The sequence below is a fragment of the Sorangium aterium genome (genome assembly GCF_028368935.1).
GTDB lineage: Bacteria > Myxococcota_A > Polyangia > Polyangiales > Polyangiaceae > Sorangium > Sorangium atrum.
This window is the reverse complement of record NZ_JAQNDK010000004.1, coordinates 1538410-1553708: the sequence shown is the minus strand read 5'-3', so window position 1 is coordinate 1553708 and position 15299 is coordinate 1538410. Positions and strand designations below refer to the sequence as shown.

Here is a 15299-nt window from a genome sequence, read left to right as displayed (position 1 = left end):
AGAGTTCGACATCGACTAGTAGGCGCAACACGACGCCACTGTCAACAGAGGTTCGCAGCAGCGACGATTTTGTGCGCCGGAGGTGGATCGTCGGCGTCCTCGGCTCCCCGACCGGGGAGCCAACAGGCTTCCACGGTGAACATCGCCGGCATCATCACATTTGGGATGCCTGACCGAGGCACGCCGTGAGACGCTCGGCGAGGGGTGCGACGTGCGGCGCGAAATGCATGGTGATGTGGTTTCCTTCCGCATCGTGGATGTCGACCCCCCCCGAGGTGAGATCGATCCACGCGAGCTCCGGGGTGTTGGGGGTCACCGAGTCGCGCTCGCGAGCACGGAAAAAGGTGATGCGCCCAGGATACGGCCTCGGAGCGTAGGCCCTCAGCGCCTTCACGTTCATCTTGAAGAGGTCCAAGAACGGTCGAAGCTCGTCGACACCGAAGTCCGACGGCAATCGGACAGCCTGACGGCCATGCTCGAGGAAGTAACGCATGCGCTCGTCCGGATCGAGCCGCCTCAGGTCGTCCGGCGAGACCGTGAGCTTCGCACCTGCGCCAAGGAAGTAGGATAGGATGGCCACCTCATCCTCCTCCATATCCGGGGATGGCAAGTGGCCCGGCCCGCCCGCGTCGAGGAGAGCGAGGAGCGCCACATCGCGGCCCAGGCCGCGGAGCACCTGGGCCATTTCGAACGCCACGATGCCGCCGAACGACGAGCCACCCAGATAATACGGCCCCTCGGGGTCGAGCGCCCGGACCGCGTCGACATAGCGCGCCGCCATCTCCTCCACGCTGAAGAGGGGGACCGACGCCCCGTCGAGGCCGGACGCCTGAACGGCGTAGACAGGCTGATCCGGCGGGAGGAGCTGAGCCAGCTCACGATAGATATAGACGTGCCCGCCGGCGGGGTGCACGAGGAAGAGCGGGGGCTTCGTGCCGCCGCGCCGGAGCTCGACGAGGTTCTTGGGGAGCTCGCGCGCTGCGCGGAAGGTCGGCCCGGGCGACGTGCTCGCGTCCTCGAGCGACGCGGAGAGCGACGCAATGGTGGGCGACTTCAGCAAGCTGTGTTGGTCGAGCGGCTTCTGAAGAGATTGGCGCAGCTTCGAGATGAGCTGGACCGCGATGAGCGAGTCGCCGCCGAGCTCGAAGAAGTTATCGTGGACGCCTGCGCGATCGATGCCCAGCGTATGCTGCCAGACCTCGGCCATCGTGCGCTCCATCTCGGTCCGGGGCGCGACGTACGCCGTCTTCAGCGAGCGCCGAGCGACGAGGGCCCCCGCGCCGCCCTGGCCGTCTCGGCCGCTCGGGGTCTCCCCTCGCGCCTCCGCCGGCGCGCCCGCGAGCGCCGCCTCCGCGGGCTTCTGCGCGACGATCAACGAATAATCCGAGGCGCTCCTCCTCTCGCCGCTCCTGGGAAAGGCGTGGACGCCCCGGAAGCCCTGCCGCCGAAAGACGCCTTCCCACCCCGCCCCGTTCAGCATCGGGGAGTGTGGCCTGATGTCCTCATCGGCGAAATACCAGAGCCCCTCCTCGAGCCCCCATATCATCGTATGCCACCGCTCGAGGTGCGAGGCTTCGAGGAGGAGCGCTATACCGCCGGGCGCGAGCAGCTCCTTGATATGCCCGACCGACTCGTCGAGCCTCCTCGTCGCGTGGACGACGTTGAACGCCAGCACGATATCGTAGCTGCCCTGTTCGTACCCCTGCTTCGCCGCGTCGGCCGAGATGTCGAGGACGCCGAAGCGCATGAAGTCGATCCCCAGCTCGACCGCCCGGCGCCTCGCGTTGACGACGAAGTAGTTCCCGATGTCAGTGAACGTGTATTCGATGTCGCGCCCCCGCAGGCAGGGGATGAGCGGCCAGGTCAGGTGCCCGGCGCCGCCTCCTAGCTCGAGGATCTTCAGCCTGCGGCCGCCCGCCCTCTCCAGGACGTGGGCGAGCACCTCCCTCGTCAGAGCCTGGTACATGGGCGCGCGCGAGAACCGGAGCCCATTCTTGATCATCGGCGCGAGGAGATCGGCGCCCCCATCGGGGTGGAGCACCTCGATGGGATTCATGTCGCCCGACAGGGCGCGCCCGTAGCTGCCGACGCAGTAATCAAGGAGCCCGAAATCGCCCCGGAAATCGGGGTACAAACGGCAGAGCTCCTCCGTCAGCGCGGCCGGGGCCGGCACGTCGCGCTCGCTCGCCAGGAACGTGATCGTGTCGCCGTTCACGCCGACGATCCCGTCGTCCGCCAGCGTCTTCACGAAAAACGCGAAGAATTTCTCATACTGCGGCGTGATCCTGAGCCGGGTCAACAGATCCCGCCCGTCGTGCTTGCTGCCGCGGCTCGTATCGACGCCGCCTGCGCGGAGGAAGGCGCAGATATGGCTGGCGCATATCCTGTGCGCCAGGTCTCGTAACCCTGCCGGCAGCGCCTCCGGCTTCGCGTCCTGCTCCAGAAAGGCCTCCAGCCGATCGATCGCGGTGGCCTCCACGTCCATATCGATCGTCGGCCGCGCGAGCGGCGCGGCAGCCGCGCCGCTGCCGCGCCGCTGCGCCGGAGGGTCAACCCAGTAGCGCTGCCGCTCGAAAGCATAGGTCGGCAATGGCACTCGACGGCGCCGCTCGCCGCGGTAAACACCCTCCCAATCCACGAGGACCCCCTGGACCCACAGCGCTCCAAGCGCCTCCATGGTGCACGCCGAGCCCTGCGTGGAGGCGCTCGACGAGCTGAGCGAGCTCTGGACGATCTGCCCCGGGGGCGCGCCTGGATGGCGCCTCGCGAGGTTGCTCAACGTGGCGCCCGGACCCACCTCGAGCAGCGCCCGCGTGGGGTCGCTGAAGAGCCGCGACAGCCCGTCGGCGAAGCGCACCGTGTGGCGGAGGTGTCTTGCCCAGTAGCCCGGATCCGTCGCCTCCCCCGCGGTGATCCACGCGCCCGTGACGCTGGAGAGATAGGGGATCGCGGGCGCCGAGAGCCTCCGCCGCTTCACCTGTTCAAGAAAGGGCGCGAGGACAGGATCCATCATCGACGAGTGAAACGCGTGGGAGGTGCGCAGGCGCCGCGCGCCCACGCCTCGCTCGGAGAGCCTCCTCTCGAGCTCCGCCACGGCGCCCAGGGGCCCCGAGAGGACGGAGAGAGAGGGGCCGTTCGACGCCGCGAGGGACACACCGTCCGTCGCGAGCGCCAGCGCCTCGGCCTCCGGCAGCGCGACCGCGATCATGGCGCCAGGGGGCAGCTCCTGCATCATGCGTCCTCGCGCGGCGGCGAGCGACAGGGCGTCCTCCAGGGTGAGCACGCCGGCGACGCACGCCGCCGCGTATTCACCGATGCTATGGCCGATCATCGCCTGGGGGCGCACCCCCCAGCTCATCCAGAGCCGGGCCAGGGCGATCTCGATCGCCACGAGCGCGGGCTGGGTGATGGCGGTCTGATCGAGCCTCCTCGCCGCGCTCTCCGCCTGCGCTTCGCTGGGATAGAGCACGCTCCGCAGATCGAGGCCGAGCGCTGGGGCGAGGATGTCTGCGCATCGATCGAGCTGCTCGCGGAACGCGCCCTCGTCGCGGTAGAGCTCCGCCGCCATGCTCACGTGCTGCGCGCCCTGCCCAGGGAACATGAAGACGACCGGCCGCGCCGAAGCCGCCTCCCGGCACGAGAAGACACGGGCCGGATCCAGCGTGGATAGGGAGAGCGCCGCGTCGCCCGCCTCCTCGCACAGAATAACCCTCCTGTGCGCGTACGCCCTCCGGCCGACCGCGAGCGTATAGGCGGCGTCGGCCAGATCGAGAGCTGGATCCTGCTTCAGGCGCTCGCCGAGGTTCGCCGTCATCTTCTCGAGCGCGTCGGCCGTCATCGCCGATAACGCGAGCAGCTTCCAGGGCCTGGACACGCCCGACGGCTCCGCGGGAGGGGCCTCCTCGAGGACGACGTGCGCGTTGGTGCCGCCCATGCCGAATGAGCTCACGCCCGCCCTGCGCGGCGCCGGCCCGGCCCTCCAGCTCGAGAGCTTCGCGTTGACATAGAACGGGCTGGCCGCGAAGTCGATCGCCGGGTTCGGTGACTCGAAATGAAGCATCGGCGGGAGCTCCTTGTGCTTGAGCGCCTGTATCGCTTTGATGAGGCCCGCTACTCCGGCCGCCGCGTCCAAATGGCCGACGTTCGGCTTCAAGGAGCCAACGGCGCAGAACCCCTTCCGCTGGGTGCCCGCGCGGAACGCCCTCGTGAGCGCCGCAATTTCAATCGGGTCCCCGAGGGCCGTCCCCGTGCCGTGCGCCTCCACGTAGCCGATGGTCTCCGGGGAGACCTCCGCGGCCTCGATCGCCTGCGCGATGGCCTCGGCCTGGCCCTCCACGCTCGGCGCCGTGTAGCCTACCTTCGAAGATCCATCGTTGTTGATGGCCGAACCCTTGATCACGGCGTGGATGTGATCGCCGGCGTCGATCGCGTCCGAGAGCCGCTTCAACACGACGACCCCCACGCCGCTCCCGCCCACCGTGCCGCGCGCTCTGGCGTCGAACGCGCGGCAGTGCCCGTCGGGGGACAGGATCATCCCCTCCTGATAGAGATACCCCGATCGCTGCGGGACGCTCACCGCGGCTCCTCCGGCGAGCGCCATATCGCATTGATAGGTCAAGAGGCCGTGGCAGGCCATGCAGACGGCGACCAGGGACGTCGAGCACGCGGTCTGGACCGCGACGCTCGGCCCACGGAGGCCCAGTTTGTACGAGACCCGGGTCGCGAGGAAATCGCCGCCGTTCGCGAGGAAGAGCTGGTATTCCGTCACGCGCCTGCGAATTTCCTCGTTCTCATGAATGTTCTTGAGGAAGTACGTGCTGCTCCCTCCGCACCCGGCGTAGACGGCCGTCGCGCCGCCGTACCTCTCCGCGGAGTAGCCCGCGCTCTCCATCGCCTCGAAGGCGTGCTCCAGGAACAGGCGGTGCTGCGGGTCCATCATCTGCGCCTCCGTCGGGCTCACCCCGAAGAGAGCCGCGTCGAAGAGCTCGATGTCCGGGAGGACCCCCTTCGCTTTTACATAGTCCGGATCGCGTAGCGAGGCGGCATCGACCCCCGCCGCGAGGAGCTCCTCGTCCGAAAAGAACGAGATGGACTCCACCCCGTCCCGCGCGTTCCTCCAGAGCTCATCCACGTCTTTCGCGCCGGGGAATCGACCGGACATTCCGATGATGGCGATACCGTCATTCATTGGGCTCTGATCAACGTCTCTACTCATGATCCTTTGCCTCCTTGCGCAGGGGTCGCCGGAGCCGCTTCGCCGCAGCCTTTTGCTGCATGACCCGCTCGCGGAGCGTCGTGAAACAATGTGCCTCGCACGAGGTTTGAGTCAGGTGCCTCGATAGAGCGCTCACGGTGGGGTAGGTGAAGAGATCGACCATTGGAATATCTCGCCCGAGCGAGGTCGCGAGCCTGTCGTGGACCTGCGCTAGCCGCAGAGAGTGGCCTCCGAGATCGAAGAAATTGGCGTGGAGGCCGACCTCGTCGAGGCGGAGGACGTCGCGCCATATCGACGCGACGAGCCGCTCCATCTCGGTCGCCGGTTCAGCGCCGTCCGCCGCCGCGCGCGGCTCGTCGGGATCCGGAGGAGGCAGCGCGCGGCGATCGATCTTGCCGCTCGGGTTGATGGGCAGCGCGCTCATCAGGACGAAGGCCGCCGGTATCATGTGCTCGGGCAGGTACTCTTTGAGGTGGTCTTTGAGCCTTCGCGGGGCGTCATCGCCCTCGCCGTCCGCGAGGACGAGATACGCGACGAGGCGCTTCTCGCGCGGCGTATCCTCGCGGACCGTGACGACGGCCTCCTTCACCGCGCGGTGCTGCCGGAGGAGAGCCTCGATCTCCCCGAGCTCGACGCGGAATCCTCGAATCTTGACCTGAAAGTCGGCGCGGCCGAGGAACTCGATGCTCCCGTCGGGCAGGTACCGCGCGAGGTCGCCCGTTTTGTACAGGCGGCCGCGCGGTTCAATCCATGGAGGGCCCTCGATGAAGCGCTCGGCGGTGAGGTCGGGGCGGTTATGATACCCGCGGGCGAGCCCGTCGCCGGCGATATAGAGCTCGCCGGGGACGCCGACCGGCACCGGGCGCCGCCGGCCATCGAGCAGGAAGACACGCGTGTTATCGATGGGCCTCCCGATCGGCGGCGCCGGCAGCTCGTCCGCGTGCTTCTTCGGAGGGACGAGCGCCGTCGTGGTGTATACGGTGCTCTCCGTCGGTCCGTACGCGTTGATGAACGCGAAGGGCAGCGACGGCGAAGGATGGTCGTGCAGCCTGTCGCCGGCGGTGACCATCGCGCGGAGCGCGCCGCCCGCCGGCCATTCGAGCGGGAGGACGCTCTCGGCGAGCGGCGTGGGCAGGAAGGCGACGGTGATCGAGCTCGCCACGATCCAGTCGCGGAGCGCGGACGGCGCGATGCGCGTGTGCTCGTCGGGGATATGAAGGCTCGCGCCCGCCGCGAGGATGGGCCATATATCCCCTATCGAGACGTCGAACGCGGGCCCCGCGATCTGCGTGCCTCGGTCGGAGCCCGAGAGGGCGAACGTCCGCCGGTACCAGGTGACGAAGCTGATGAGGCCGCGATGAGCCAGCTCGACACCCTTCGGCCGACCCGTCGAGCCGGAGGTGTAGATGACGTAAGCGAGCGCGTCAGGCGCGGTGTCGCCCGGTGGGTCCTCCACGCTATGAGGCTCGAACTCCGCCCAGTCTTCGTCCAGGCAGACGATGTTCGCCGCGTGCTCGCGGAGGGCCCCGGCCAGGCGCCTCTGCGTGAGCACCACCCTGGCGCTCACGTCCTCCAGCGTGAAGGCCGTCCGCTCCCTGGGGAACGACGGATCCAGCGGCACGCACGCGCCGCCCGCCTTCAGGATCCCGAGGAGCCCGACGATGAGCTCGGGGGATCGCTCGGCGCATACCGCGACCGTCACCTCGGGGCCGACGCCCAGGCTTCGCAGGTGGTGGGCGAGCTGGTTGGCGCGGCGGTTCAGCTCGCCGTAGGTGAGCGTCGCCTTCGGCGATCGCGAGCTATACGACACGACCGCGATAGCGTCCGGAGAGCGCGCCGCCTGGATCTCGAACATACGATGAATGCAGACCTCGCGCGAGTAGTCCGCGCGCGTCTCGTTCCACGATACCTGCTGCCGGATCTCCGCCTCGGTCATGATCGGCAGCTCGGACAGGCGCCGATCCGGGTCGGCGACGATGCCCTCGAGCAAGACGTCGAAATGGTCGGCCATGCGAGCGATCGTCGAGGCGTCGAACAGGTCCGTGCGGTACTCGAAGCGGCCGATGAGGCCCTCGGGTCGTTCGTCGAGCTCGAGCGTCAGCTCGAACTTGGCCGTGAGCGTGTCCACCTCGAGCTGGCTGACGCTCCAGCCCGTCGCGAGCGTCGGCATGAGCGGCTCCAGGATGAAAGCCACCTGGAAGAGGGGGTTCTGCCCGGGCGCCCGCGACGGCTGGAGCTCCTCGACCAGGCGCTCGAACGGCACGTCCTGGTTCGAATACGCGCTGAGGCTCGCGTCCGCCACGCGCGCGAGGAGCTCGCGGAAGGTCGGGTCGCCGCGCAGGTTCGTGCGCAAGACGATGGTGTTGAGGAAGAAGCCTATCAGGTTCTCGATCTCCGGCCGGCTGCGGCTCGCCGTCACGGTGCCCACGATGATGTCCTCTTGCCCCGAGGTGCGGCAGAGGAGGATGTTGAACGCCGCGAGCAGCGTCATGAAGAGCGTGGCGCCCTCGCGCTGCCCGAGCGCCTTGAGCGCGCGGGTGCGATCGCTCGAAATGGCGATGAGGTGCCTCGATCCGCGCGACGACTGGACCTTCTGCCGCGGCCGATCCGTGGGCAGCTCGAGCACGGGGAGCTCGCCGCCGAGCTCCCGCTTCCACCACGCGAGCTGCGCTTCAAGCCCGCTTCCGCGCAGCCATTGCCGCTCCCACACGGCGTAGTCGGCAACCTGCACGGGGGGGGCGGGCAGCGTGGGGAGCCTCCCGGTCGAGAACGCCGAGTAGAGCGCCGAGAGCTCGGGGAGGAACACGCTGTACACGGAGACCGCGTCCGCGACGATATGATGTAGCGTGAGGTAGAGCCGGTGCTCGTCATCGCTCATCTTGACGAGCACGCCGCGCACCATGGGGCCGGTAGTGAAATCAAAGCGGCGCAGGGCATCTCGAAGGGCGATCCTCCGCGCCTCGGCCTCTCGTTCGTCCGGAGTGAGGCCGGCAACATCCATCACCGGGAGCTCGATTGCCGCCTCCGGGTGGATGATCTGCACCGGCTCGCCGCCCTCGACGCCGAAGGTCGTCCTCCACGCCTCGTGGCGTCGGATGATCTCGTTCAGGCTTCGCTCGAGCGCCTCCACGTCGAGCGCACCTTGGATGTGGAGCGTGGCAGGCTCGTTATAAACGGGCGAGCTTGGATCGAGCCTCGCGAGGAACCAGAGCCTTCGCTGCGCGGAGGACAGCGGGAAGCTCCGACCACGCGGGACCGGCACCACGGGCGCGGCCCCCCGGCCCGCCTCCTCGCCGCGGCGCGCCTCGATGATCTTGGCCATTTCGGCGATCGTCGGCGCCTCGAACAGGGCCCGGAGCGGGAGGTTCACCTGGAACCGATCCCGCACCCTCGAAAGGATCCGGGTGGCAAGGATGGAGTGCCCGCCGAGCTCGAAGAAGTTATCCGAAGCGCCGACGGCCCGGAGCCCGAGCGCGTCGGCCCACAGCGCCGCGAGCGCCGCTTCCATGGGCGTGCGGGGCGCGACGAAGCCTGGATCGAGGTCGGACCTCGTCCTGTCAGGCGCGGGGAGCGCGCGTCGATCGACCTTGCCGTTCGACGTGACGGGCATCGCATCGAGCAAGACGAAGCTCGACGGCACCATGTAATCCGGGAGGCGGCTCTTCAGGAAGCCGCGCAGCTCCGCGGGGAGTCCGCGCCGAAGCGTCCCCTCGGAGCTCGGCGCGTGAGGGCCGGAGCTGCGATGGTCCACGACATAAGCGACGAGGCTCTTATCACCGTGGGTGTCGCCCAGCGCGATGACGACGGCCTCGCGCACGGAGGGGTGCTGCGCGAGGGCGGCCTCGATCTCGCCGAGCTCGATGCGAAAGCCCCTGATCTTCACCTGATGGTCGATGCGGCCGAGGTATTCGAGTTCGCCGTTGGGCCTCCGGCGCGCGAGGTCGCCTGTTTTGTAGAGGCGAGCGGAGGTGCCCGTACGGAACGGATCAACGATGAACCGCTCACGGGTGAGCTCCGGCCGGTTGAGATAGCCGCGCGAGACGCCGGCGCCTCCGACGTACATCTCACCCGGGACGCCGACAGGCACAGGCTGCATGGCCGCGTCGAGGAGATAGATCGACAAGTCCGGGATCGGAGCGCCGATCACGCTCCCGAGATGATCGAGATCGGCCAGGGACAGCGGGCGGTAGGTGACGTGCACCGTCGTCTCCGTGATGCCGTACATATTGACGAGCGCCGGCCGCGAGTCGCCGTGCCGGTTGAACCAGGGCCGGAGGCTCTGGAGCTCGAGGGCCTCTCCGCCGAAGATGACCAGGCGGAGAGCGAGCTCTCGGGCGCCGCAGTACGCCTCCTCCGCCAGGATGAGCTGGCGGAACGCGGATGGCGTCTGGTTGAGCACGGTCACGCCCTCCGCGGCGAGGAGCTCGTAGAACGCCTCGGGCGAGCGGCTCACGCAGAACGGGACGACCACGAGGCGCCCGCCGTGGAGGAGCGCGCCCCACATCTCCCATACCGAGAAGTCGAAGGCATAGGAGTGGAAGAGCGTCCAGACGTCGCGCTCGTCGAAGCGGAACCACGACCGCGTCGCGCTGAACAACCGCGTCACGTTTGCGTGACTGACGACGACGCCCTTGGGCTTCCCGGTCGAGCCCGACGTGTAGATCACGTAGGCCGCATCGAAGGCGGACGCGCCGCCTTCGAGGTTCTCTTCGTCCACCTCCGGCGCGGCGTCCCAGCCCGCGTCCATGCACAACGCGCGAGCGCCGTGCGGCGGGAGCGAGCCGCGGAGCGCTTCCTGCGTTATCACGACGGGCACCTTCGCGTCGTCGAGCATGAACGCGAGGCGATCCGGCGGATACGCCGGATCGAGCGGCACATAGGCGCCGCCTGCCTTGAGGACGCCGAGGAGAGCGACGACCATATCGAGCGAGCGCTCCAGGCACAGCGCGACGAAGACCTCCGGCCCCACGCCGAGCGCTCGGAGGCGGCGCGCGAGCCTGTTCGCGCGCCGGTTCAGCTCGTCATAGGTCATCTCCGCGCCGTCCCAGCGGAGCGCGACGGCGCCGGGCGAGCGCTCCGCGTGCGCCTCGAAGAGGCGATGGATGCACGGCCCTGCCGCGAGATCCGGCGAAGCGATGGGCCCCGCGAGGAGGTCCCTCCGCTCGACCTCCGTCAAGATCGGCAGCTGCTCTATCTTCCGTTCAGGGGCGGCGGTAATCCCCTCCAGGAGGATCCGATAATGGTCCGCCATCCTCGCGATCGTATCGGCGTCGAAGAGATCGGTGCTGTATTCAAGGAGCCCGACGAGGCCCTCCGGCCGCTCGTCGAGCTCGATGGATAGATCGCAGCGCGACGTCCCGTTATCGATATCCATGCGTGTCATCGTCCACCCCGAGGCCATGGCGGGCATGGGAGGATCAAGGAGGAACATGACCTGGAAGAGGGGGTTCTGCCCGAGGCTCCGCTCCGGCGAGAGCTCCCTCACGAGCTCCTCGAACGGCAACTCCTGGTTGGCGTACGCCTCGAGCGTCACCTCGCGCACCTGGTCGAGGAGTCCCCGGAACGTCGAGCCGCCGGAGACGCTGGTGCGCAAGACGAGCGTGTTGACGAAGCATCCGATCAGCGAGCGAAGATCAGGCCGGCCATGATCCGAGACGACCGTCGCGACGGGGATGTCTTCCTGCCCTGTATAGCGGAAGAGGAGGGCCTTGTAGGCCGCCAGGAGCGTCATGAAGAGCGTCGCGCCCGCGCGGCGTGAGAGGGCCTTCAGCGCCTCGGTCAGCTCCTTTGACAGCGAGAAGTAATGGCGCGCGCCTCGGAACGTGCCGATCGCGGGGCGCGGCCGATCGGAGGGGAGGCTGAGCTTGGCGACGCCCGCCAGCTTTTGCCTCCAGTATTCCGCCTGGCGAACGAGCCCCTCCCCGCGCAGCCATTGCCGCTGCCAGGCGGCGAAGTCGGCGTATTGCAGTGGGAGCGGAGGGAGCGGTGAGACCGCGCCTGCGGTGAACGCGGCATAGAGCACCTGGAGCTCCGCCAAGAATGCGTTATAGAGCGAGACGCCGTCATAGAGGATATGGTGCAGCGCCAGGTAGAGCCTGTGGTCAGCCTCTCCCAGGCGCATCAGGGTCGCGCGGATCAGCGGCCCCTTCGCGAGATCGAACGGACGCCTGAGCTCCTCGGTCGCGAGCGTCCGCGCCTTGGCCTCCTGCTCGCCCTCGGGGAGGCTCCGGAGGTCGATCTGGGAGAGGGTGAACGCCAACTCGTCGTGAATGACCTGAACGGGCCGTCCTTCCTTGAGCGCATACGTGGTCCGCCACGCCTCGTGGCGCCGGACTATCTCGCGGAGGCTCGAGGACAGGGCGGACGTGTCGACATGGCCGGGCATTCGGAGGGTGAACGGGTCATTATAGACGGGCGCGTTCGGCTCGAGCTCGGCCAGGAGCCACATCTGCTGCTGGGGGAAGGAGAGCGGAAGGTCCTCCGCCCGCGACGCGATCGTGACCGGGGGAGGATTTGACCTGCTCTCGCCGGCGGCGCGCGCCTCCACGCGTTTGGCGAACCGGGCGACGGTCGGCTCGTCGAGCAAGGAGCGGAGCGGCAGATCCACCCGAAGCGCGGCGCGCACGCGGGAGATGATCTGAACCGCCAGGAGCGAGTGGCCGCCGAGCTCGAAAAAGTCGTCGTGAATACCCACGCGCGTGAGCCCGAAGACCTCGGCGAAAATGCCGCTCAACACCTCTTCCACGGGCGTGCGTGGCGCGATGAAGCTCTGTGCGAGCGCGGACGAGCTCCGGTTCGGAGGGGGCAGCGCGCGGCGATCGACCTTTCCGTTCGCCGTGAGCGGGAGCGCGTCCATGAGGACGAAATCGGAAGGTACCATGAAGTCGGGCAGCTTCTGCTGCAGGAAGTCGCGGAGCCGCGCGACGAGCTTGCCGGCGATCATCCCCCGGAGCGGACTGTTGCCGTAGGTTCGCCAATGCCTCGAAGGACGCGGCGGCTCGCTCCTGGCCCGCGGGCTCGCCGAGCGCGTCGCCGCGGCGCCCGTGCGCCGGAACACGACGTCGATGAGACCGGGCGCGCCGGGCGTCGTTCGGAGCGTATGGACATCGTAACCGAGCTCTGCCGCGAGCTCCCCTACCTCTTCAGGATCCACGCCGCAGGCCTGCTGGCTCTTGAGAGTGAGGCGGTGCTCTCCGGCCGTCTCGACGCTGCCATCGCCGGCGCTCGCGAGCCATTCCGCCGTCTTCATCGCCGCCGCGACGCGCTGATTTTGCAGCCGGCAAAAGCCCACCGTATCCGGCGCACCGCTGCCCAGCGCCTGGCGCATCTCCGGCAGCGACAGCCCCCGCTCCGACGCGTCCATCCACGTCACGTCCGAGAGGGGGTTCGACGCGCTCCCCACCTCGATGATGACGTCGTAGCGGAACATCGTTATTTCATTGTGGTGGCGCCCGCGTTTATTCAGGATGCGCACGCCGCTCACCTGCGGGAGCCTCGCCTGGATGGCGTCGAAGAGCTCGGGGCTGACGAGCAGCTCCTCTTCCCGCTCCGCGCGCGACCGCACGCGCTCGGCGAGGTCTTTGCGGGAGAGCGCGTCGGGCGCCTGGTGGAGCTGCACGGACGCATGATAGGCAGAGAGGAGCGGCAGGCTCCGCACGTCGCCGATGAAGACGCGGCCGCCCGGCGCCACAGCCGCGACGGCCCCCTCGATGACGCGCATGAAATAGTCGATGCTCGGGAAATACTGAGAGACCGAGTTCAGGATAACAGTGTCCATCGACGCCGGCTCGATGCCGGAAAAATCATCGGCGGCTCTGTGATCGAGAGTCACGTGGGGAAGCGAGAGCGCCCCGCCTCCCGCGTTGAGCCGCTCGCGGAGGCGGGAGAGCACGCTCCGGGAGAAGTCGGTGCCTGTGTAACTGGTGCACGCGGGAGCGAGCCGCAAGAGGAGCAGGCCCGTCCCGCAGCCGATCTCGAGCACGCGCGAGGGCTTCGTTGCGAGGATCCGAGACACCGTCCCGTCGACGAACTCCCTCATCTGTTCCTCGGCTATCGGCAGGCCCGTGTAGCTGCTGTTCCAGCCGACGGTATCGAACGCCGGATCCCGCGGCTCGTGGTCGCCTGTATATGTGTCCTCGTAGAGCGCCTGCCATTGCGACACAACCTCGCCGTCCAGGCCGCGGGGCTCATCGTCCTTCCATGTCTCGTGGTGCAGGTTCTCGACGACGTACGCGACGAGGCGCCTCTGGTCGGGCCCGTCCTCGCGGGCGATGACGACGGCTTCCTTGACGGCGGGGTGCCGCCGGAGGACCGCCTCGACCTCGCCGGGCTCGATCCGGTAGCCGCGGATCTTCACCTGCTGATCGATTCGGCCGAGGAACTCGATGGCGCCGTCCTCCCGGCGGCGCGCCAGATCGCCCGTCCTGTAGAGCATGGCGCCCGGATCATCGCTGAACGGGCTCGGGATGAAACGCGACTCGGTCAGGTCCGGCCTGTTCAGGTATCCTCGCGCGACGCCCGCCCCGCCAGCGTAGAGCTCTCCAGGCGATCCTTCCGGGACCGGAGCGAGGCGCTCGTCCAGCAGATAGACCTGCGTGCCGGCGATCGGATAGCCGATAGGGACGGAGTCCCTCACGCCCGCGAGGTCGCCGATCGTATAGCAGCACGTGAAGGTCGTGTTCTCTGTCGGGCCATAGCCGTTGATGATCCGGCACCCATCGAGCGCCTCGGCGGCGCGTCGGACGTGGGGCACGGAGAGCACATCGCCGCCAGCGAGCAGCTGGCGCAGGCCGCGGAGGTCCTCGAGCCGCTCGTCGACCATCAGATGGAACAGGCCGGCGGTCAGCCATAGGGTTGTCACGCCATGGCGCCGAAGCGCCTGCCCCAGCTCCTCGAGGGAGGGCTGGTGAGGAGGCATGACGACGAGCCGCCCGCCGTTCAAGAGGCAACCCCAGATTTCAAAGGTCGAAGCGTCGAACGAGAGGGGAGCGAGCGCGAGGAACACGTCCTCCGCGGTGAGCGTCACATAGTCGGCACCTCGGCAGAGCCGGACGACCCCTTGATGCAGGACCATGACGCCCTTCGGCTGACCCGTCGATCCCGACGTGTACATCACATAGGCGAGGTCGCCCGGCGAGACGTCGATCCGTGGTCTCTCGGTGCTCTCCCGTGCGATTGCCTCCCACCCTGTGTCCAAACGGACGAGGCGGCCTGGCAGGCGGCCGACGCTCCCTTGGAGGAGGCGCTCTTGGGTCAGGACGATCGACGCCCCCGTGTCCTCCAACAGGAAGGAGAGGCGGTGCTTCGGGTGGCTCGGGTCCAGCGGGACATAGGCGCCCCCGGCCTTGAGCACACCGAGGAGCGCCACGATCATGTCGATGGATCGCTCGAGGCAGACAGCGACCGGGACGTCCGCGCGGACACCCAGGCTCTGCAAGTACCGCGCGAGTTGATTGGCCTTGCGATCCAGGTGACGGTACGTGACGCATTCATTCCCGAAGACCACAGCTACGGCGTCAGGTGTGCGCTCCACCTGGATCTCAAAAACCTCATGGATGCAATGGTGCTTGCGCTCGTCGCTCATACGCCCCTTCATTGATGTCGGCACCAACTGTGAGGGAATCTCGACTGCGGCAGGTGCGTTCTGGGGCGCTCCCCATTGCGCCTGCGTGTCAGCAGGCGTGAACAGCCGCGGCATGAAACCGCGCCATGTTGCGTCGGACACGCTCGCGGCTATCGAGATTGGCCGACGTCGTCACCATACCCTCTGGAGGGCATGATGCTCCGGATGCCAAGTGAAACCCATTCCCGTCCTTGACCGAAGACTTCGTGGAAGCGACCACCACGATACCACAGCGCAGCGGCACAAGGGACGGAGCTTCTTGAAGATTCCGCACACGTGGGTGGATGTGGTGTGGGGTGCTTGTCGCGCCGCGCCGCGGAGACGAGGGGAGCATGTTTGTCCTCGTCATTCAGTGAACAGCGACAAGGTGACGCGGAACACACATCCCGCAGCGAATACGGGCGAAGCTCAGGGGCAGCACGGTCACGCCGCCGTGACCACGGTCCTACGATCGCAGACGTG

General features: G+C 68.0%; 2 protein-coding genes. Both read right to left on the bottom strand.

The genetic code is table 11. The features are described from left to right. Positions 1-154 precede the first annotated feature (154 nt). Positions 155-5215, bottom strand: a complete 5061-nt coding sequence (locus POL72_RS37350; RefSeq protein WP_272101595.1) for a type I polyketide synthase — start codon at positions 5213-5215, stop codon at positions 155-157. Continuing rightward, positions 5208-14798 (bottom strand): non-ribosomal peptide synthetase, encoded by a 9591-nt coding sequence (locus POL72_RS37345; RefSeq protein ID WP_272101594.1) that lies wholly within the window; start codon positions 14796-14798, stop codon positions 5208-5210. The genes POL72_RS37350 and POL72_RS37345 overlap by 8 nt, the downstream gene beginning before the upstream one ends. Positions 14799-15299: the final 501 nt, after the last annotated feature.